Raw genomic sequence first — 20,023 nt, forward strand, 5'->3', positions numbered from 1 at the left:
CAAGAAGAAAGGGGCGACCCATGGACCCAATAATGATCCCTATCCTTGGCATTGTCTTTGGTTGCACCATTCCCGTGGTCGCCATTTGGGCAAAGCACCAACAAAAACTGGCCAAGATTCAGGGCGAAACCACCGCCCACGCAACCGCTGAAAAAGCGGCGCAATATGCAGCGCAAGTCGCCAAGCTCGAAGACCGCGTCCAGGTGCTTGAACGCATCGTGACAGATCGCGGCTACGACATTGCGACCCAGATCGAAGCGCTGCGTGACACCCGCGAAGTTGAAAGTGACGGTGCCATTACAAGTGATTTGGGTGTCCCGCTCAACATTGGAAACAAGGAAAAAGCATAATGGACTGGGGCGGCCCTTCTTTTGTGATTGCAATCATAGCGGTGAGCTATGGCGCTTGGATCATCAACAACTGGATCCGCGCAAAGCACGGCTATGAGCTCGAAGATGAGTGGGGCGGAAAATCCAAGCCCACAAACGCGTCCAAGGCCAACGAAGCGGAGACCGCTCGGCTGAAGGCTGAAAACCGCGAACTCAATGACAAGCTCGATACGATGCAGGATCGCATGATCGTGCTGGAAAAAATCGTGACCGATCGCGGCTATTCACTGTCGGAAGAGATCGAGGCGCTGCGCGATATTCCAACCAAGGCTGACCCTGGCACACCGTTAAACTTCAAAACCAAGGAAACCAAAACATGAGCGTCGATGCTGCCGCAATTATTGTCCCCAATCTGCCGTGGATCATTGGCGGGGGGCTGGCATTGGGTGCCGCCGGGATTTTCGGCTGGATCCACACCACCCGCCTTCGCATCAAGCACGGCTATCCGCTTGAAGGCGCATGGGGCCAGGCGATCAAGCCTGCGACCGATCACGAAGCGAAACAGCGCGTGACCCTGCTCACCCAAGAGAACGCCGAACTTCGCGCAGAATTGGGCGCGGTCAAAGACCGGCTCGCCAATGTCGAGCGGATCGTGACCGACGGCAGCTATCAGCTTTCAAGCGAAATCGATGGATTGCGCGCGCTGGAAAAACAGAAAGATGCTGGAACCGCCTGATGGGTAGCGATTTTCTCATAATTGCCATCATGGTGGTTACGATTATTGCGACCGCCGGCCTGACCGTGAACGGCATTATCTCCAAGGCGACCGCCTATTATCTTGAAAAAGATGCGCGGGCCCGGGGGTCCGACGCGGGCAACTCCAATTCACGGCAGCTTGCTGAGCGCACCGAGATGATCGAGGAACGCCTGGCGGTGCTTGAAAGGCTTGCGACAGATCGCGGCACGCTGCTGTCCGACGAGATTGAGGCGTTGCGCCTGGATGTAAGCGCACGCCGTGAGAAGGAGAACGGCTGATGTTTGGGGCCGACACCGCTCTTGTTTTTGATGCATTGCAAATGTCGGCTGTGATCGCTGCGGTGACGGGCGGCGCGGTCTATGCTGCGATGCGTTTGCGCCGCAAATCGAAGAACCGGCGCGCGGTCGATCAAGTGGCAGGATCGGACCTTGAAGAGCGCGTGCGCGTGCTTGAACGGATCGCAACCGATCGCTCGATTGATCTGGCTGAGGAAATCGAGGCGCTGCGCAGGCCACAAGAGCAGCAGTATAAGGAGGCGTCACAATGAGCGGCTGGGCTATTGTCGCGATTATAGCAATCGTGGTGTGGGGCATCGTTCAGACGGCCAAAGCACGCGCTGGCATCATTTCGGACGAAGACGGCAATGAGACGTATGTCGGCAGACCTGATGACGCCAATGTGCGCGCCGAGAATGAAGAGATGCGCCGCGAAATGAAGCAATTGCGCGAACGGCTGCAAGTGCTGGAGCGCATTGCCACGGACAATAACAGCCTCGATGCACGCGAAAGGGCCCGGATTTCAGCTGAGATCGAAGCGCTTCGTGGGACGCAGGACAATGGGGTACCCCTCCCGACGTCCGCAAGTAAGAAGGAGCAGAGCCAATGATTATGGACCCCACCCTTGTCATCACCGCTGCTTGTCTTGTCGGGATTTGCGTGGTCGCCTTTGCCCTTCTGCGCGCATGGCAAGGCTGGCTGGAATTGAAGCGTCAGGAGCTTGAGCGTGCTTCGAACAAAATCACTTCTGGTCCCGAGATCGAAGGCGGCGCGAGTGCTGGCGCAGCGCGGATCGAGCTTGCCGATATGAAAGAGCGGATCAAGAAATTGGAAGCGATTGCCAGTGGTGTAGAGCTTTAGGCGCTATGGAACTCCAAGCAGGGTTGAGCTTTGGAGCGCTGTGCCTACATGCACCTGCATGCGCACACTTGATGACATTTTAGAAGAATACGAATTTCTCGAAGGCGATGAGCGTTACTCATTGCTGATCGAGCTGGGCCGTGAGCTTGAGGCCATGCCCGATGCTCTCAAAACCGATGCGACATTGGTGCGCGGGTGTTCTGCTGCGGTTTGGGTCTATCCAACCGATACCGCTGGTAAAGGCGCGCTGCATTTCCTCGCAGACAGCAACGCTGCGATCACCAAAGGCATTGTCGCGCTCGTGATTTCAGCGGTTCAGGACAAGCCTGCCGAGGAAGTCGCCAAGATGGATGTGGTGGGGGCGCTCGCACCCTTTGACCTTAAGAATCAGCTTTCCAGCAACCGTACACAGGGCGTTCCCAATATGATTGCGCTTGTGCAACAGCACGCGGCCCGACTGGCCACAGCGGGATAGCGGCGCTTGCGAGGCCTCTACCTCGCGGGCGGGATCGTCAGCACCGCGCTTGGCGCAATCGGCGCGGTTCTGCCGATTGTGCCGACCGTTCCCTTCCTCTTGCTTGCTGCCTTCTGCTTTGCGCGCAGCAATGAAGAATGGGAGCGCAAAATCATCGAGCACCCAACCTGGGGCCCGCAAATCATGGACTGGCGCGAGCGAAGAGCAATTTCGCGAAAAGCCAAGATCAGCGCGATTGCGACATTGGTCGCAGGCGTTGTCTTTACCGGAATTACCCTTGGTCACCCGTGGGTTTGGATTTCGGTTGGTGCTTTGGTGATTATCGGCGGCTGGATCGCAACACGCGCTGAGTAGGTGAGAGGCTAAAGCTCCGCTTCAACGCCGACCTTTTGTTCCACCGCTTCGACGGCTCCTTGGGAACGGGTCATCTCGAAGACACCCGACCACGACCCAATATTCCATACCCCGCTGATGACTTGCCCATCGCCGCTCATCGTCCCGCGATATTGCACCGTTGACTGGTAAGAATGGTCGACTGCCTCGTAATCCTTTGAGAAACTGACGCGATGCCCCTGTCTTGATCCGTGAATGATCGCCTGCATCGTCCTGCTTCCGATCCGGTGAGGCTCGGTCACTGTTCCCGAAAATAGGCCGCTGGTCTCATTAATCGTCGCCAGAAACGGTGTCTTGGGTCCGCCGCGAACTTCTTTGTAGGAAAACGTCCCATCCCAAGTGCCAGTCAGGTCCAGAGTATCATCGGTCATTTGCGGGAAAGGGATGTCCAAGGGTCAATTCAGGGTCGTGATCCGGTTGGCCGCATCCTCGCGCGCGCTGGCGCTATCGCGCACCACCGCAACGCCCGCCTTGGCCTGCTTTTTCAGCTCAGCCTTAAGCTTGGCCGGATCGCGGGCAATGACAAAGCCAAAGCTTACGCCGCCCTCTTTACCGATGGTCGCATGGTGCAGCTTGTGGGCCTGCACCAAACGCTTGGCATAGCCTTTCTTGGGGACCCATTTGAAAAAGCGTTGGTGAACAAGGCCATCGTGCACAATCGCATAGATGACACCATACAGGTTCACGCCAAGCGCTGCCCACCAAAGCCACTCCCAATAGAGCGATCCGAAGATATACATCGACGCGTTGATCGTGCCGAAAACGGTGGCGTAGAGGTCGTTCTTTTCAAAGGTGTTGGTGTGCGGTTCGTGATGGTCGCGGTGCCATCCCCAGCCCCATCCGTGCATGATGTATTTGTGCGCCCACCACGCAAAAAACTCCATAAAGACGAGCGCGCCAAGCGTTACTGCGATGGCTTCGAGCCAAGTCATACCGAGGCCTGCTCCTTTACAGCCTTGTTGTCGGGCATATTTCCAATCCCGGCTTTACGCGCAGCCGGAAGCGCCCACCACGGCACATCGGGCCTGCGGTGATGTTCCAGATGATAGCCGAAATGAAAACAGGTGGCGAGGCTTGCCAGAGTTCCAAAACCATCGCTTCGCGCATTGTGATCGTCGGCAAAAGATTTGCCATCAATGTGGGCATGGGGACGGTAGGTGCCAAAGTAAAACAGCTGCAAGGAGGAAAGCAGCGCTGGCGCACCGTAAAGCAGCACGATCTGCACCATCGGAATGCCGATGATAAGCCAGTAAATCCCCACAACCGTGTGCACGAACAAGAGCGATTGCCAACCGAAATAGCGCTTGAAGAAAGTCCAATACCACTTGGCAAAGTGCGCAGGGTTGTCTTCGTCAAAATCGGGATCGCCCGCATGACCCGCAAGCCGGTGGTGCGTGTGGTGCGCATCGCGCAGGTTTTTCCACCCGAACCCTGCGTAAAGCAACAGGAGCACTGTCGCGATTGCTCCGCCAAGCTTGGGGCGCGAGGGCACAAGCGTTCCGTGCATCGCGTCATGGCATACGATAAACACACCCACCGACAGCCAGCATTGGACAATCGCCATACCAATCGCAAATGGCAGGTTTTGCCAGCTTAGCTCGAACACGAACATCGCATAGGCGTGGATACCCAGCCACCCGCCTGCGATCAGCGCGGCAAGCGCCAATCCCACAACACCTTGGACGGTTTGCGAGGGCAGAGAAAGGGATGCGGGCGTCATGCCGGAAGATACGCTGGGAGAGAGCATTTAGCTTCGTATAGGCGCATGGGGCCATCCGCGCAAAGCCGAAGATCAATCAATCTTCGGCGAAAAAGAACTCGCGCAAATGTTCGCCAATGCGCGCGGGGCGCAGTGTCTCGGCATCGATGCAGCACCAGCTCGATTGCACTTCGGCGAGCACATCTTCGCCCCGGCTGATCACCGTGCGGTAAAATGCCCGCGCGCCATTGTAGCGTTCGAGCACCGTTTGCGCGATCACGGCATCGTCGAGAAACGCCGGTTTGCGATACGTGATCTCGTGCTTCAACGCGACCCACGCCTTGGCGGCCACCTCTTCAGCGGGCGCAACCTTTTGCCAATGGGCCAGCACCGCATCCTGCACCCAATTGAGGTAACGCGCGTTGTTTACGTGCCCCATAAAGTCGATGTCTTCGGGGAGGACTTTGATCGGAAACTGGAACGGGGTTGCTGACATTATTGTCAGTTAGCACAGCCTTGTGAAATTTCCAGCGCAATTGTGCCCGCAAATGCACCTAATCTTGCAAGTGTGGTCTTATGGCGGCTATCGGCTGTGACAAAGAGAAACAAGAGACCCCCTTCATGTCCAGCACCCCTCGCACCCTGTATCAAAAAATCTGGGACGACCATGTCGTCGAAACCCGCGATGATGGCACCGCGATCATCTATATCGACCGGCATCTGGTCCATGAAGTGACCAGCCCGCAGGCGTTCGAGGCACTGCGTCTGGCGGGTCGCAATGTGCGCCGTCCCGAGCTGACTTTGGCGGTGCCCGATCACAATTTGCCAACGACCGCGCGCCGCGATGCAAATGGCAGCAAGATCGCGATTGAAGACCCGCAAAGCGCCGCGCAATTGGCAGCGCTCGAAAAGAACGCGCCCGAATTTGGCATCCGCTACATCGGCGATGCGGATGCGGAACAGGGCATTGTCCACGTGGTCGGCCCGGAACAAGGCTTCTCGCTTCCCGGCACCACGATTGTCTGTGGCGACTCGCACACCGCCTCGCACGGCGGCCTTGGCGCGCTTGCGTTCGGGATCGGTACGAGCGAGGTCGAGCACGTGCTCGCCACGCAAACGCTGCTGCTTCAGCAATCCAAGTCGATGGAAGTTCGCGTCACAGGCAATGTCGGCCCCGGCGTCACGGCCAAGGATGTCGTCATGCACATCATCGGTGTGATCGGAGCAGCTGGCGGCACAGGCCATGTGATCGAATATCGCGGCGACGTGTTCGATGCGATGAGCGTCGAAGAACGGCTGACTGTCTGCAACATGAGCATCGAAGGCGGCGCGCGAGCCGGGCTGATTGCGCCTGATGAAACCACCTTTGCGTACCTCAAAGGCCGCCCGATGGCTCCGAGGGGTGAGGCGTGGGATGCGGCGCTTGCCTATTGGAAGACATTGCACACCGATGAAGGCGCGGTCTTCGACAAAAGCGTAGAGATCAACGCTGCCGAAATCGCGCCAAGCGTCACTTGGGGCACCAGCCCCGAGGATGTCCTGCCCATCACTGGCGTGGTGCCAGCGCCGGACAGTTTTGCCGACGCAAACAAGCAGGCAGCGGCGGCCAAAAGCCTTGAGTACATGGGGCTAAGCCCCGGCACGCCTCTCACCGAGATTCCGGTTGAAAACATCTTTATCGGGTCATGCACCAACAGCCGGATCGAAGATCTGCGCGCCGCGGCTGAAGTGCTCAAAGGCAAGCGCAAAGCGGACAATGTGCGTTGGGCCATCGTTGTACCGGGCTCTGGCCTTGTGAAGCGACAAGCTGAGGATGAAGGGCTCGATAAGGTCTTCATCGAAGCAGGCTTTGAATGGCGCGAGCCGGGGTGTTCGGCGTGTCTGGGCATGAACCCCGACAAGGTACCCGCCGGCGAACGCTGTGCCTCGACCAGCAACCGCAACTTCGTAGGCCGCCAAGGCCCCGGCGCACGCACCCACCTCGTCTCCCCCGCCATGGCCGCAGCCGCAGCGGTCAAGGGGCGGCTGGCGGATGTGAGGGAGATGTAGGGAGGCCAAATATCCCCCATCGCTGATAAAAATGGGACAAGACGAGAGATGCTCTCTTGCAAACAGCGCAAGGGCGGCTCATGTGAGTATTATGACAGACAAAACCCCTCCCCCCGAAAACACCGACGCGAAGCCTGAAGAGGGTAAATCCTCAAACGGGCGCAAAGCCGCCATCGGCGCTGCTGCCACTATCGGTTCTGCTGCGATTGCGGCGGCGCTGCTCTATGCTGGCAAGCGGTTCCGCAATAAGCCCAAGGATAGTGCGATTGGCGAAGGCCAAGCCGACACAGCGCCTTCCGGCGAGCCGCCCGAAACCGACTGATCGGCGCAAAGGATATGCCCATGCAGCCCCTCTCGAAGGTCGAAGGCCGCGCTATTCCCTTCGGCGCGAAGAATGTCGACACCGACATCATCATCCCTGCCAAATGGCTTAAAACCATCACCCGCGAAGGGCTTGGTGAAGGAGCTTTCGAGACCTTGCGCGAAGACCCCGGCAACGTCTTTGATGCGCCCGAGAACAAGGGTGCGCCCATCCTTATCGCAGGCGACAATTTCGGTTGCGGGTCGAGCCGCGAGCACGCCGCATGGGCCATTGGCGACCTTGGCATTCGCGCTGTGATTGCGCCCAGCTATTCCGACATTTTCTCTGGCAATGCGGTGAAAAACGGCATTCTGCCCGTGGTCCTGCCTCAGAAAGCCGTGGACCGATTGATGGAAGTCGCGCGCGGCGGGGATGAGATTTGCATCGACCTCGAAGCGCAGACCGTCACCACCCAATTCCAGGACCGCTTCACCTTCGAAATCGATCCGTTTCGCAAGCATTGCCTGCTTGGCGGGCTAGACGAGGTTTCGCTGACGCTTGAAAGCAGTGCATCCATCGGCACCTATGAAGAGCGACGCACCAACACACAAAACTGGGTCATGGCGGGTACCAACGCCGCCTGACGCCGGATAACTCAGGGAGAGAACACAAAATGAAAGCCATCCAGACCCATGAAGTGGGCGGACCGGAAACGCTGAAGCTTGACGAAATCGACACACCCAGCCCAAGCAAAGGCGAAGTGCTGGTCGATGTGAAGGCCTGCGCGATCAACTATCCGGACACTTTGATGATCCGCGATCTGTATCAGTTTAAGCCAGAGCGCCCCTATTCCCCCGGCGGCGAGATTGCGGGCGTGGTGGAAAGCGTTGGCGAAGGCGTCACCAACTGGAAGCCCGGCGACCGCGTGATCGGTATGCTTGGCAATGGCGGTCTTCGCGAAAAGGCCATCGTGGCGGCGAACCGCTTGTTCCCGATCCCAGACGGTGTGCCTTTCGAAAAAGCGGCATCGCTTTTGATGACTTACGGCACAACCATCCACGGTTTCAAAGACCGAGGACACATCAAGGAAGGCGACGTCGTCCTCATCCTTGGCGCAGCAGGCGGCGTTGGCCTCTCGGCCGTAGAGCTTGCCAAGGCGTATGGTGCAAGGGTGATTGCCGCAGTTTCCTCCGAAGCGAAGGCCGAGGTTGCCCGGAACGCAGGCGCAGACGATGTTGTGATCTACCCGCGCGATGAAATGGACAAGGCGGCTTCCAAGGAATTGGCCAATGCGTTCAAGGCGGCGTGTGGCCCAACCGGCGCCAACATCGTTTATGACATTGTCGGCGGCCAATATTCAGAGCCCGCGCTGCGTTCTATCGCGTGGGAGGGTAAGTTCCTTGTTGTCGGCTTCCCGGCTGGCATTCCCAAGCTTCCGCTGAACCTCACGCTCCTTAAATCCTGCGATGTTTGCGGCGTATTCTGGGGCGCATTCACCGCGCGCGAGCCAGCGAAATTCGTTGAACAGGTGCAAGAACTCTTTGCCCTTATGAAAGAAGGCAAGATCGACCCGCTTGTCTCCGAAACCTTCCCGCTTGAACGCGCAGGCGAGGCAATTGCCAAGCTTGAGGCGCGCGAGGCCGTGGGTAAGGTCGTCGTGACGATGGATTGATAGTCGGGGAGGCGCTTGCGACCTGCGCCCCTCCGCTCTATCTGGCTCAAGACTACACTTTCCAAAGGGACCTGCCCAATGACCGATTTTAAAGACCGTGAACGCGCCGAAGAAGCCAAATTCGCGATGGACGAAGAAAACGCCTTCAAGATCGCCGCGCGCCGCAACCGCCTTCTGGGCGAATGGGCAGCGGGCGAAATGAAGCTGACCGCAGAAGAAACCGAAGCCTATAAAAAGGCTGTCGTTCAAGCTGACTTTGAAGAAGCAGGCGATGAAGACGTCATCCGCAAGCTTTTGGGTGACCTTACCGCTGCTGAGACCGACATCACCGAGGCGGACATCCGCGCAAAGCTTGAAGAAATGGCTATCGAGGCCAAGCGCCAATTCATGAGCCAGAGCTAAGCTTCATGCCCATGCCCGGACATGAAATCGAGGCAGCGATCATAGCTGCCCTTCCCGGCGCCATAGTCGAGCTTACCGATCTGGCGGGCGATGACGACCATTGGGCCGCCAAGGTCACAGCGCCTCAGTTTGCTGGCAAAAGCCGGGTGCAACAGCACAAGATGGTCTATGCCGCCTTTGGCGATAAAATGGGCGGTGAACTGCACGCCTTGCAAGTGACCACGGTTGTTCCCAAATAACCAAACATAACACGAGATTTTTGAAGGTTCTTTGTAATGTCTGATGCTGACACCCGTATCGCTTCTGTTGTTGGTGAGAACGATGTGGTTCTCTTCATGAAGGGCACACCGCTTTTCCCGCAATGTGGCTTTTCCAGCCGCGCCGTCGCGATCCTCGATCATTGCGGCGTCCAATATGAAAGCGTCGATGTGCTGCAGGACATGGAAATCCGCCAGGGCATCAAGACCTATTCAGAGTGGCCCACCATCCCGCAGCTTTACGTCAAAGGCGAATTCGTCGGTGGCAGCGACATCATGATGGAAATGTTTGAAGCCGGCGAGCTTCAACAGATGTTGGACGACAACAAGGTCGCCAAGATCGAAGGGTAAGAAGCTTCTTTCCTTGCGAAGACGCATCCGCCTCTTCGCCCAAATACACCCGCCCAACAAAAAACCGCCTCGCACCGGGTAAATGCGAGACGGCTTTTTAAAACGGGGAGGCGATACCCAGAGACCAGGAAGGGATCGCCTCAACTCGAAGACCACATTCTTCGATGTAACATATGCATCCCCCGTGCCAAAAACGCGATTTCGAGGATTTGTGCGCCATACGATGGTTACCCCTTCGTTAACCCAAATCGACTTGTAAGGTTTTCCGACAAACATCCACCAAGATCACACCGTCTGCGGGCAGATGGTCTTGGCAAGTGAGCGCCAAGCCTGCATCATCGCGTATGATGACAGACGAATCTTCCAACTCACCTTCACAATCCCCAAACGGCATTCCAGCTGCCACCATCATCATCTTTCGCAATTGCCCGGACGGGCGCGCGCCAGAGATTTTGATGACGGTTCGCTCGCGCAATATGACCTTTGCGAGCGGGATGGCCGTCTTCCCCGGAGGACGCGTCGATGAGGCGGACTTTGCACTTGGCGAAGAGGTCGCAGCCGCAAGCGGCGGCGCAATGACCGCTGACGAAGCCGGGCACCAGGTTGCAGCGGTCAGAGAAACGCTTGAAGAAACCGGCCTTGCCTTGGGTCTGAAGGGTGAAATTGACGCCGCGCGCGCCAGACAAGCGCGGGCCATGCTTGACGAAACAAAGACTCTGGCGCCTGTGCTCAAGGCATTTGATTGGGAGCTCGACCTTGATCAGATCGTGCCGTTTGCCCGCTGGTATCCCAAGAATGAGAACATCCCGCGCGTTTATGACACCCGGTTCTACCTTGCCAACCTTGGCACAGGCGACGTGGATGTCTCCACCGATGAGGCTGAAAACACGCGGCTTTTCTGGGTCAGCGCACAAGGTGCAATTGATATGGCGGCGCACGGGGAAATCAAGTTGATCTTCCCAACCAGACGCAATCTTGAACGCCTTGCCCTGTTTGCAAGCTTTGAAGAAGCACGCGCGCAGGCAGAGGCCATTCCGGTCAAAACCATCATCCCCAAAATCGACGCCAGCGGTCCGCAGCCGATGCTGACGATCATGCAGGATGCGGGATACCCTGTGACCGCTGAGCTGCTTGAAACAGTGGCACGAGGATAAATCGCTAATGCTGAGCGAACACGATATTCAGGCATTCAAGAAGCAAGGCTATATCGTGCTGGAAGATTTCAAGCCGCGCGAAGAGCTTGAAGAATTGCGCAAAGCCGCCGGGGCGATCATCGATGATTTTGACGCAGAAGGGCAAAGGTCGATCTTTACGACCAAGGAAGAAACGCGCCCGCGCGATGATTATTTCCTGACCTCTGGCGATAAGGTGCGGTGCTTTTTCGAGGAAGAAGCGTTTGATGCCGATGGCCAGCTGGCTCAGGAAAAGGCGTTATCTATCAATAAGATCGGTCATGCGATGCACGATCTTGATCCGGTGTTTGCACGTTTCTCACGCGATCCCAAATGCGGCGCAGTGGCCAAGGCGTTGGGTCAAAAGACCCCACAAATCTGGCAGTCGATGTATATTTTCAAACAGCCGCGCATCGGGGGCGAGGTGCATTGGCACCAGGACGCGACGTTTTTCTACACCACTCCCATTTCCGTGCTCACATTCTGGTTTGCGATCGATGATGCGACGATTGAAAATGGCTGCCTTTGGGTCAGCAAGGATGGCATCGATACCCCTTTGCGGCAAAGGTTTTGCCTGAAAGATGGGGCCACGCAGATGGATGATCTGTCCGATGACCCTTGGCCAGATGATATGTGCGCGATGCCGCTTGAGGTGAAAGCGGGGACGCTGGTGCTTTTCCATGGTCTTTTGCCGCATTACAGCCCGCCCAACCGGTCCGATAAACCGCGTCATGCCTTTACGCTCCATGTGACCGACGGCGCGTGCGACTATTCAAAGCTGAATTGGATCCAGCGCTCGCCAGATTTTCCCGTGCGCGGTTTTGAATAGCCGCGATGGGTTTCGGCTTGGGCGATCAGGCCAGGCCAGCCGACGACCATACAAGCGCAGACAAGGCGAGCCATGTTGTAAACATGATCGAATAGGTCCATCGGCGCGGCCATAAATAGGTGACGAGCAAGGTTGCCGCAGCAGTTCCCAAGAGCGCCGCCATTGCAGCGAAGGCCTGCGCGGTGAAATTGCCGCCAAGGGCCGATTGCAGGGCGATACTGGCCCATTGCGCGGGCAGCAGAGCAAGGAGCCAGTCCGGCAAGGCGCCCGGTCGGACAAAGGCGGTGACCAAAATCGCCGCCTCGCCTGCAACAACGCCCACTGCGACCAACCAGCCGAGCGGAGATGCGCTGCGGGTGAAAAGCGCGCCTCGCGCCGAAAAGCTGAAACCGGCGATCGAAACAGCGGCGATCACGGTTATCATTGCAGCCGCGGAAAAAGGCGCTGAAATCAGCCCAAGGGCGATGGCCAGGATAGCAAGAAAAGCAGCATTTGCAGCGGCCAGCGCTGTGCCCACCCATAATCGTCCCGTCACGGCCGCCCCAATCATGCCGACCCCCATCATGCCAAGCGAAAGGAGCGGCGCCAACGCAGGTGCAATGGCTCCTTCATAAGACACCTCCGCATTCGCCCCCGCCCCCAGTTGCGCCCCCGCTTGCGCCCCGGCTTGCGCCAAAACCCAAAGAACGATCAGCGGCGCAGCAACCCCCGCGATGGCCGCCGTCGACCAGCCAAGAAAAGGCCAGCGCGGTGGATCAAAAGGATGAGAAAGCTTCATGCGAGCACCTTCCTCTATCGGCAAAGGATTGTCGAACAAGACCCGCATCTAGATCAAAAGCTCCAGCAGCGGATTGGGGAATTTGCGCTCGACCGTAACGCCGTAAAAACTCTCGGTGATACTGGGCAATTGCGCGCATTCGATAAGTTCACCGCGCGCAAGCTCATCGCGGACCACAATCGGGGGAAGCGGGGCCAAGCCCACGCCTTCGCGGGCAAGCAATCGCATCATCGCCATGTCATCCACTTCCGCTGCAATCTGAGGCTTGATCCCCAGCCGGTCCGTCAAAGCATCAAACCCGATCCTGAGCGCAGAGCCCGTCGTCGTCAGGACTACCGGATATTGGCTTAGCCGCTGTTTCAGGCTGAGATCGCCAGTCGCAAGAGCGGGCGTCGCGATCAGGCTGATCGGTTGTTCATCAAGCGCGCGGACCACATAATGGGTCAATCTGTCAGCGGGCGGTTGCTGATTGGTGAGCACAAGGTCGAGATGAAGGTCGGCAAGCGCGCCGAACAATTCGCCCTCGCTGCCAGAGCGCAAGATAACCTCGACATCGGGCCTTCCCAATAGCGGGCGCAGAAACTTCAACTGAAAGTTGCGTGACAGCGTTGCAAGGGACCCCACCCGCAAAGCTTTGCGCTGTTGGCCACTTGCCTGAAGGGTGGCGATCAATTCATCACCGCTTGCGAAGATCGAATTGGCATAATCCAGCGCGATACGCCCCGCCTCTGTTAGCAGCAACGCGCGGCCACGCCGTTCGAACAATTGCTGACCCAGCCGCTCTTCCAGCAGGCGAATCTGCGTTGAAACGGCGGATTGCGACACATTGAGGTGAGCCGCAGCGCGCGTCAGGTTTCCCTCAACCGCGACCGCCTGAAAGTAACGCAGATGGTGATAATTGAGCTCATTCATATCGTTCGTTAAAACAGAACATAATGTAATGAACAATGTATTTTTATTAATTTTCTGATCCGCCTATCCGGCTCCTCACGTCTTAATCCGACCCTTGCGGAGCCCCCATGATCCATCCCCTCTTGCCGTTTGCAGCGCCACTCCTGATTGCATTGGTCGCAATTCTTGCGCCGTTTAGTCCAGGTCAACGCCCGGCGTGGCTCTTGCGCGCAGCTCAAGCAGCCGCCCTGACAGCCATCGCCGTCTCCTTTGCCAGCATCGCGCAGTTGATTTTTGGTGGACCGATGACCTCGCAAGTCTTGGGTTTTGGCGAGATCGGATTGTCAGCACGGCTCGACACGGTAAGCGTCACAATGCTCACGATGATCTCGGTCATCGGCTGGGTCGTGCTGCGGTATTCTGCAACCTATCTTGATGGTGAGGAGCGGCAGGGCGCGTTCATCGGCTGGATGTGTGCAACGCTTGCGGCAGTTTTGCTGTTTGTTCTGGCGGGCAATCTTGTCCACCTTGCATTGTCATGGGTCGGGATCAGCCTTTGCCTTCACCGCTTGCTTTTGTTCTATCCAGAGCGGCTTCAAGCGGTTCGCGGCGCGCGCAAGAAGTTCATCGTCGCACGCGCCAGCGATATCGCTCTGCTTGGCGCGATTGCCTTGTTGTGGGCAAGCTTTGGCACGGTTGACCTTGGAAGCATCCTTGCCGATGCCCGCGCCAATGCTGGTGCAGGTGCAGGATCTGGCGCGGTCGTGGGCGCGGCGGCATTGCTGGCGATAGCAGCGGTCCTCAAATCGGTTCAATTCCCTATGCACGGCTGGCTGACGGAAGTGGTCGATACACCCACGCCCGTATCCGCGCTGCTGCACGCAGGCGTTGTGAACGGCGGCGGCTTCTTGCTCATACGTTTTGCCGATGTGATGCTATTGTCCCCCGGAGTGCTCGCCGTTCTGGTGATGGTCGGCGGCTTTAGCGCGCTGCTGGGCGGGCTTGCCATGCTCAGCCAGTCGGCGGTTAAAAACTCGCTCGCATGGTCAACCATTGCGCAGATGGGTTTCATGATCATGCAGTGTGGTCTGGCACTGTTCCCACTTGCGCTGCTCCATATTGTTGCGCACTCTTTTTACAAGGCGCACGCGTTCCTTTCATCGGGTTCTGCGGTCGATGTGGTGACCTCTATTCGCAGGCCCGGACCCATCGCCGTGCCAAGCGGGCTTAATGTTGGCATGGCCTTCGCATTGGCACTTGGCATTTACGCCGTCATCGGAGCCCTTTTTGGCCTTGCGGATAAAAGCCCGCAGGCCATCGGACTTGGCGCGATCCTTGTATTCGGGGTTGCCTATCTGCTGGCTCAGGGGCTTGCCGACAAGGCCCCGCGCGAACTGACATTCAAAACCGCGCTCTATTCCCTCTTCACCTCGCTGGGCTATTTCATTCTTCAGCGTGGTTCAGAGTGGCTTACGGCTGGCACATTGCCAGATACTCCGGCACCCGGCGCACTTGAATGGACCCTCATCATTCTGGCGGTGGCAAGCTTTGGGCTGACCGCGGTTGCGCAGGCGTTTTTCCCGCGCTGGGCTGGCCATCCCGCCGCCGCTGGCCTGCGCGTTCATCTTTCCAACGGCCTATATGCGAACGCCGTGTTCGACCGGTTGGTTGGCAATTGGTCAACCCGCACGCCCCGTTGAAATCCTTCAAGAAAGCACCCTTGCCATGAACGCACCGACCAAAGTCACGCCGCTTGACGCCGCTGTTCTTGCCACCAGCGTCGAAGAAGCGATCGAACACGCCGTGCGCCAGATCCCGCCCGTGTGGCCGCTCGCATCCTCTGTCGCGGTGAACCCCTTTCTGGGGCAGACGGGTCAGACCCTTGCTCAAACCGCTGCGCAGCTGCGCTCTGTTGCAGGCGTACCGGTCACAATGCCGCGCGCATATTACCGCGACAAGATTGAAAGCGGCGAGATTGCAGAGGCGGATTTGGCACAGGCCCTGCTTTCATCGGTACACAAAGACACGCCGGATAATCTGGAGGCTTTGCGCGCTTCGATCAAAAGTGATCGGTCAAATCCTGCCGCTTTGCCTGATATTGCCACTCTGGCCGCCGGGGCGAACGGCACAGACTGGCCGTGCATTATCGCTGATCGAATCGGCACATGGGCAAGCAGCCATTTCGACCAGGGCCAAGCGCTCTGGCCTGCAATCGCTGGGCGTTCGGCCTGGGCAGCGTGGCGCACCCATGCGATGCATGATCTGACCCCGGAAATTATGGGGCTTTCAGGCTTTGCCCGCTTTGTTGCCGAAGCCCCGCAGAACCCGCACGCGCTTATCATGCGCGCGGTCGATACGCTGGGTCTTTCATCACAAGCACTGCCGGGCTTCTTCCATCAAATGTTGTTTTCGCTTGGCGGTTGGGCACAGTTTGCCCGTTATCAGCTATGGCAGGCCGAACTTGCCGGAACGAACACTGCCGTGGTGTCTGACCTGCTCGCCATTCGTCTGGTGTGGGAAGAGGCGCTCTATCTCCAGAACCGAGCCGCAATTGATGAGGAGTGGGGCACGGTGCGCGCGGCCCATGCACAAGATACAGGCGCAAGATCAGTCGCCGATCAGGACGATGTGATCGACGAAATCCTCCAAGAAGCTTGCGAACGCGCAGCGCAGCGGGAATTGAGCGCCACCCTTCTTGAGACGGGCACTGCGTCCAGCGCCGAGCGTCCCGCGCTTCAAGCAGCCTTTTGTATCGACGTTCGCTCCGAAGTGTTCCGCCGGGCGCTCGAGAGTGCCGATCCTGCAATCCAGACGCTTGGCTTTGCAGGGTTCTTTGGCCTTGCCGCAGAGCACCGCAGCTTTGCCTCTGACATTGCGGAACACCGATTGCCGGTGCTGCTTAACCCATCGGTGACAACCGTTTCGGGCACGCACGCGGATGCAGATGAAGACCGCGCCACGCGTTTTAGCCTGCGAGCAAAGCGGGCATGGGGGCGCTTCAAATTTGCGGCAGTCTCCTCTTTCGCCTTTGTCGAGGCGACGGGACCTGTCTACGTTATGAAGCTTTTGCGCGATGCGATGGGCCTGAAAGGGACGAACGCGCCGGGTGGACCGGCACCGCGTCTTGATCCTGAATTGTCTCTGGATGCCAGAATTGACGCAGCGCAAACGATCCTGCGCGCGATGTCCCTGACGACCAATTTCGCCTCAGTCGTCCTGATCGCGGGGCATGGCGCAAACGTCACCAACAACCCCCATGCCAGCGGGCTGCATTGCGGTGCGTGCGGCGGGTATTCGGGCGAGGTCAACGCGCGCCTGCTCGCAGGGCTTTTGAACGACACACAAGTTCGAAGCGGGCTTGCTGAGCGCGGCATTCAAGTGCCCAGCGACACCGTTTTCATCGGTGCATTGCACGATACGACCACTGACAAAGTGACGATTTACGACGGCGACCTTGGGGAGAATGCCCCCGCTGATCTTGGACAGGTTCGCCGTTGGCTTGATGCAGCGGGCGCTCTTGCACGGGCAGAGCGTGCGCCGCGATTGCCGCACGCGGCAAATGCCTCTGACATTGCCCGGCGCGCGCGCGACTGGGCCGAAGTTCGCCCGGAATGGGGACTTGCCGGATGCAAGGCCTTTATCGCTGCCCCTCGCCACCGCACCAGCGGGCGTGCGCTTCAAGGGCGGGCGTTTCTGCACGATTACGATTGGCGCCAGGACGAAGCCAATGGCTTTCCCGTGCTTGAGCTTATCATGACGGCACCTGTCGTTGTCGCGAGCTGGATCAGCCTGCAGTATTACGGGTCAAGCGTTGCCCCCGATGCATTTGGCGCTGGCAACAAGCTGCTCCATAATGTCGTGGGCGGGATCGGCGTGTTCGAAGGCAATGGCGGCAACATGCGCGCAGGGCTTTCGTGGCAATCCGTCCATGATGGCGAAAATCTGGTCCATGAGCCGCTAAGGCTGTCAGTATGTGTCGAAGCACCCGCCGCGGCCGTCACCGCCGTTTTGGAAAAGCACCCCCAAGTTCGCGAGCTTTTCGACAATCGTTGGCTGCACCTGCTTTTGATCGATGAAGGCGGAAAGCTGTCGCATCGTTATGCGGGCGATCTCAACTGGACCACCGGGCAATAGCTTTGATCCGTGCGCTGGACAGGCGCTGGACACCAAGCCTGCACAGCCTGATGTCCAGCGCTTTCCACTATGCCTTTGCCGCCTAGGCTCAGGACCTATTAATCCCACCTTCGAGGTTTGAAGCAAAATGGCCTTGCGCAAGGAGTAAAGGTGCAGGAATACCGGCGGTCTTTCAAACCTTTATGACGCAGCACGGGGCCATTTTCGCGCTTTCGCCCGATATGTTCGTCATTCCGGCGCCTCGATGGAGGGATTAATAGGTCCTGAGCCTAGAATTCGCTCCAGTCCTGATCGTCTTCTTTGCTGTCATATTCCGGCTTAAGCGCCAGATTGCCTGAGACTGGAAGAGATGCCGCTTTGCGCGCTGAGTGGGTGGAGCTTGCCGGGCGGTTTTGATGTCCGCTTGCCCGACCAGAAGGCGCCTCGTGAACCAATTGGTGCGAGGCTTGCCTCCCAGAATTGCGCATCGCCAGATACACGCTCTCATCTTGTGCATTCGGCCCATCGCGGGGGGATTTTCGCCGATCTGTGCGGAACTGGAGAACCAAAGAACCAAGCCCTTGCGCCTGCTCGGACAGATTACGCGCGGTTGCCGCGGTTTCTTCGACCATGGCCGCGTTTTGCTGGGTCATTTTGTCCATATTGTTCACTGCACCGCTCACTTGCTCGATATTGGTCGCTTGGACTTCGGCGCTGTCGGCAATCTTCTGAATCTGTGAGTTAACCTCGCCAATTCGCGTGACAATCCCTTCCAGCAGCACTCCCGTCTCGCCGACCAGGGACACGCCTTCATCAACGAGGTTTGTCGAAGTAGAAATGAGCTGTTTGATGTCATTGGCGGCCTCGGCGCTGCGCTGTGCCAGCGCGCGCACTTCGGTTGCAACCACAGCAAAACCTTTGCCCGCCTCGCCAGCGCGTGCCGCCTCAACACCGGCATTCAGAGCAAGCAAGTTTGTCTGAAACGCGATCCCGTCAATCACATCGATGATCTGCGTGATCTCTTTGGATGAGGTCTCGATCGAATCCATCGCTTTGACGGCATCCTTGACCACGTCCCCGCCTTTGCGGGCCTCCTTGTGGGTTTCGTCAATCGACTGCTTCGCTTCAGAAGCGTTGCTGGCCGTTTGACGCACAAGTTCGGTCACCTGGTTCATTGCGGCCGCACTTTCCTCAAGGCTGGCGGCTTGCGTCTCATTACGCTGGGAGAGGTCATCGGTAGCAAAACTGATCTCGCTGGCGCCTTGCTTTACGTTTTCAACCGACAAACGCACCTGTTCGATCAGCGCTTCGACTTGTTTGGCCGAATTGTTGTATCCATGGCGCAGCGCCTCGTATTTTGGATCAAGTTCTTTGACCATTCGGAATGCCAGGTCGCCTTTGGCAAGACGCTGGAGAGCGGCGAAGACCACATCGACCACCTCTTCTTGTTTGATGCCGTCTTCGACCTGCTGCTTGCTGCCTTTTCTGAAGACTTCGATTGCGCGGGTCATAGTGCCAATTTCGTCTTCGCGGTGCTCGGATCGGATGCCTGCATCAAGATCTCCCGCAGCCATCGCCGCCATCGTTTCAGCGGTTTCGCCCAAAGGCGTGAGCACTTTCCTGCGTAGCACATACAAAGTGCCGATAATCGTGGCGAGGATCGCGAGGCCCGTGAGCCCAAGCATAACTTTAACCAAGGCCACAGTCGAACTTGAGCTCTCAGCAAGGTTATCCGAAAGCGCATCCGCACCGATAACCAATGCGTCGATCGTCTCCCGGTGCGAGCCGTAGTGCTCTCCAAGGCGGCGAAGCGAAGCTTGCGCAGCGCTTTCATCGCCGCTTCGAACCGCCGGGATCAGGCCACGGTCAATCTCGCGCCAGAACGCGGTGCCGTCGGTTGCTACAGTTTGGGCAATGCCCGACTTTAACTCATCATCAAGATCAGAAACGGCCCAGTAATCTGCACGCTCGCGCCACTCGCCTTTGAGCCGCGCAAGGGTTGTGACATGATCATCGAAATTGCGCCGTTCGCGCACCAGCAGGTTCGCTACAAGATAGCTTTCGACCAGATATTCGGGCGGAGGCAAAATGTCCGCCTTGAATTCATTGACCTGGCTATCACGGCGATCCATTTCGCCGCCGAACCTGATTTCGTTGATGCCAAACACCGCTACAACAGCGGCCAAAAGCATGATCGCGATAACACCCGTACCTAAGCGGCGGCTTGCCTGATTGATCGTCACACCTGTTCCTCATTTGCTTGAGCAATACGTCTGGGGAGGACAAGTCATAGTCAGTTGTTCAGTAAGCCTTGCTTCTGAACAGCTAGGTATCTCGCCTAGGGAAAATCACCGATTGTGCGTTAAGGGAGGTCTGGGATCGACGTCGATCTTTGTCGCGCCCCGAGGCGGACTGAGCG

27 protein-coding genes are annotated in these 20,023 nt (G+C 57.8%); 20 read left to right on the forward strand and 7 right to left on the reverse strand.

What is annotated here, in order from left to right:
* Positions 1 to 20: 20 nt before the first annotated feature.
* The 9 genes from EH31_RS12450 to EH31_RS12490 are packed head-to-tail and all read left to right on the forward strand — an operon-like array spanning position 21 to position 3,051.
* On the forward strand, positions 21 to 350 hold the full coding sequence (locus EH31_RS12450) for a hypothetical protein (RefSeq protein WP_034960798.1): 330 nt from the start codon (positions 21 to 23) through the stop codon (positions 348 to 350).
* Positions 350 to 709 (forward strand): hypothetical protein, encoded by a 360-nt coding sequence (locus tag EH31_RS12455; protein WP_034960800.1) that lies wholly within the window; start codon positions 350 to 352, stop codon positions 707 to 709. Before EH31_RS12450 ends, EH31_RS12455 begins: the two co-directional genes overlap by 1 nt.
* Positions 706 to 1,065: a hypothetical protein gene (locus EH31_RS12460; protein WP_034960802.1), complete on the forward strand. Its 360-nt coding sequence runs from the start codon at positions 706 to 708 to the stop codon at positions 1,063 to 1,065. The genes EH31_RS12455 and EH31_RS12460 overlap by 4 nt, the downstream gene beginning before the upstream one ends.
* The gene (locus EH31_RS12465; protein WP_034960804.1) at positions 1,065 to 1,364 is read left to right on the forward strand and encodes a hypothetical protein; all 300 of its coding nucleotides are present in this window, start codon (positions 1,065 to 1,067) and stop codon (positions 1,362 to 1,364) included. Before EH31_RS12460 ends, EH31_RS12465 begins: the two co-directional genes overlap by 1 nt.
* Entirely contained in the window at positions 1,364 to 1,633 is a 270-nt protein-coding gene (locus EH31_RS17740) for a hypothetical protein (protein WP_034960806.1), read from the forward strand. The genes EH31_RS12465 and EH31_RS17740 overlap by 1 nt, the downstream gene beginning before the upstream one ends.
* Positions 1,630 to 1,971, forward strand: a complete 342-nt coding sequence (locus tag EH31_RS12475; protein WP_034960808.1) for a hypothetical protein — start codon at positions 1,630 to 1,632, stop codon at positions 1,969 to 1,971. The genes EH31_RS17740 and EH31_RS12475 overlap by 4 nt, the downstream gene beginning before the upstream one ends.
* Entirely contained in the window at positions 1,971 to 2,222 is a 252-nt protein-coding gene (locus tag EH31_RS12480) for a hypothetical protein (RefSeq protein ID WP_034961238.1), read from the forward strand. Before EH31_RS12475 ends, EH31_RS12480 begins: the two co-directional genes overlap by 1 nt.
* A 58-nt stretch (positions 2,223 to 2,280) precedes the next feature.
* A complete protein-coding gene (locus EH31_RS12485; RefSeq protein WP_034960810.1) occupies positions 2,281 to 2,697 on the forward strand; it encodes a SufE family protein in 417 nt (138 codons plus the stop codon).
* Between the two features lie 6 nt (positions 2,698 to 2,703).
* Positions 2,704 to 3,051, forward strand: a complete 348-nt coding sequence (locus EH31_RS12490; RefSeq protein WP_034960812.1) for a YbaN family protein — start codon at positions 2,704 to 2,706, stop codon at positions 3,049 to 3,051.
* Positions 3,052 to 3,059: 8 nt separating this feature from the next.
* On the opposite strand, the gene EH31_RS12495 is transcribed toward EH31_RS12490, so the two are convergent.
* From EH31_RS12495 to EH31_RS12510, 4 genes are read right to left on the reverse strand one after another with little or no spacing between them, the layout of a single operon-like run.
* On the reverse strand, positions 3,060 to 3,461 hold the full coding sequence (locus EH31_RS12495; protein WP_034960814.1) for a hypothetical protein: 402 nt from the start codon (positions 3,459 to 3,461) through the stop codon (positions 3,060 to 3,062).
* A 24-nt stretch (positions 3,462 to 3,485) separates the two neighbouring features.
* Positions 3,486 to 4,022: a sterol desaturase family protein gene (locus tag EH31_RS12500; RefSeq protein WP_034960817.1), complete on the reverse strand. Its 537-nt coding sequence runs from the start codon at positions 4,020 to 4,022 to the stop codon at positions 3,486 to 3,488.
* The gene (locus EH31_RS12505; protein WP_241765920.1) at positions 4,019 to 4,837 is read right to left on the reverse strand and encodes a fatty acid desaturase; all 819 of its coding nucleotides are present in this window, start codon (positions 4,835 to 4,837) and stop codon (positions 4,019 to 4,021) included. The genes EH31_RS12500 and EH31_RS12505 overlap by 4 nt, the downstream gene beginning before the upstream one ends.
* A 49-nt stretch (positions 4,838 to 4,886) precedes the next feature.
* On the reverse strand, positions 4,887 to 5,285 hold the full coding sequence (locus tag EH31_RS12510; RefSeq protein ID WP_034960819.1) for an acyl-CoA thioesterase: 399 nt from the start codon (positions 5,283 to 5,285) through the stop codon (positions 4,887 to 4,889).
* A 125-nt stretch (positions 5,286 to 5,410) separates the two neighbouring features.
* Between EH31_RS12510 and leuC the strand changes: the two genes are divergently transcribed.
* The 9 genes from leuC to EH31_RS12555 all read left to right on the forward strand — a co-directional run bounded on the left by leuC (position 5,411) and on the right by EH31_RS12555 (position 11,822).
* The gene (gene leuC / locus EH31_RS12515) at positions 5,411 to 6,838 is read left to right on the forward strand and encodes a 3-isopropylmalate dehydratase large subunit (protein ID WP_034961242.1); all 1,428 of its coding nucleotides are present in this window, start codon (positions 5,411 to 5,413) and stop codon (positions 6,836 to 6,838) included.
* 91 nt (positions 6,839 to 6,929) lie between these two features.
* The gene (locus tag EH31_RS17985; RefSeq protein WP_034960821.1) at positions 6,930 to 7,160 is read left to right on the forward strand and encodes a hypothetical protein; all 231 of its coding nucleotides are present in this window, start codon (positions 6,930 to 6,932) and stop codon (positions 7,158 to 7,160) included.
* A 20-nt stretch (positions 7,161 to 7,180) separates the two neighbouring features.
* Complete coding sequence (leuD, locus tag EH31_RS12525) at positions 7,181 to 7,783, forward strand: 3-isopropylmalate dehydratase small subunit (protein WP_034960824.1); 603 nt, start codon at positions 7,181 to 7,183, stop codon at positions 7,781 to 7,783.
* Between the two features lie 29 nt (positions 7,784 to 7,812).
* Positions 7,813 to 8,811, forward strand: a complete 999-nt coding sequence (locus tag EH31_RS12530) for an NADPH:quinone oxidoreductase family protein (RefSeq protein WP_034960826.1) — start codon at positions 7,813 to 7,815, stop codon at positions 8,809 to 8,811.
* Positions 8,812 to 8,889: 78 nt separating this feature from the next.
* The gene (locus EH31_RS12535; RefSeq protein ID WP_034960828.1) at positions 8,890 to 9,213 is read left to right on the forward strand and encodes a DUF1476 domain-containing protein; all 324 of its coding nucleotides are present in this window, start codon (positions 8,890 to 8,892) and stop codon (positions 9,211 to 9,213) included.
* A 5-nt stretch (positions 9,214 to 9,218) separates the two neighbouring features.
* On the forward strand, positions 9,219 to 9,452 hold the full coding sequence (locus EH31_RS12540; RefSeq protein ID WP_034960831.1) for a BolA/IbaG family iron-sulfur metabolism protein: 234 nt from the start codon (positions 9,219 to 9,221) through the stop codon (positions 9,450 to 9,452).
* 36 nt (positions 9,453 to 9,488) lie between these two features.
* On the forward strand, positions 9,489 to 9,821 hold the full coding sequence (gene grxD / locus EH31_RS12545; RefSeq protein ID WP_034960834.1) for a Grx4 family monothiol glutaredoxin: 333 nt from the start codon (positions 9,489 to 9,491) through the stop codon (positions 9,819 to 9,821).
* A gap of 347 nt (positions 9,822 to 10,168) precedes the next feature.
* Entirely contained in the window at positions 10,169 to 10,975 is an 807-nt protein-coding gene (locus tag EH31_RS12550; RefSeq protein WP_034961243.1) for an NUDIX hydrolase, read from the forward strand.
* 7 nt (positions 10,976 to 10,982) lie between these two features.
* Positions 10,983 to 11,822 carry a phytanoyl-CoA dioxygenase family protein gene (locus EH31_RS12555; RefSeq protein WP_034960836.1) on the forward strand — a complete coding sequence of 280 codons (840 nt, stop codon included), beginning with the start codon at positions 10,983 to 10,985 and terminating at the stop codon, positions 11,820 to 11,822.
* Positions 11,823 to 11,847: 25 nt separating this feature from the next.
* On the opposite strand, the gene EH31_RS12560 is transcribed toward EH31_RS12555, so the two are convergent.
* Complete coding sequence (locus tag EH31_RS12560) at positions 11,848 to 12,600, reverse strand: hypothetical protein (protein WP_241765921.1); 753 nt, start codon at positions 12,598 to 12,600, stop codon at positions 11,848 to 11,850.
* A gap of 48 nt (positions 12,601 to 12,648) precedes the next feature.
* The gene (locus EH31_RS12565) at positions 12,649 to 13,512 is read right to left on the reverse strand and encodes a LysR family transcriptional regulator (protein WP_034960838.1); all 864 of its coding nucleotides are present in this window, start codon (positions 13,510 to 13,512) and stop codon (positions 12,649 to 12,651) included.
* 107 nt (positions 13,513 to 13,619) lie between these two features.
* Here EH31_RS12565 and EH31_RS12570 point away from each other — a divergent pair, with 107 nt between their 5' ends.
* Together EH31_RS12570 and EH31_RS12575 are read left to right on the forward strand one after the other, a co-directional pair.
* Complete coding sequence (locus EH31_RS12570; protein WP_034960840.1) at positions 13,620 to 15,191, forward strand: proton-conducting transporter transmembrane domain-containing protein; 1,572 nt, start codon at positions 13,620 to 13,622, stop codon at positions 15,189 to 15,191.
* A 25-nt stretch (positions 15,192 to 15,216) separates the two neighbouring features.
* Positions 15,217 to 17,625: a YbcC family protein gene (locus tag EH31_RS12575; protein WP_051699279.1), complete on the forward strand. Its 2,409-nt coding sequence runs from the start codon at positions 15,217 to 15,219 to the stop codon at positions 17,623 to 17,625.
* 269 nt (positions 17,626 to 17,894) lie between these two features.
* Here the strand turns inward: EH31_RS12575 and EH31_RS12580 are convergent, their stop codons facing one another.
* Entirely contained in the window at positions 17,895 to 19,847 is a 1,953-nt protein-coding gene (locus tag EH31_RS12580; protein WP_051699236.1) for a methyl-accepting chemotaxis protein, read from the reverse strand.
* Positions 19,848 to 20,023: the final 176 nt, after the last annotated feature.

The organism is Erythrobacter longus (genome assembly GCF_000715015.1).
Lineage (GTDB): Bacteria > Pseudomonadota > Alphaproteobacteria > Sphingomonadales > Sphingomonadaceae > Erythrobacter > Erythrobacter longus.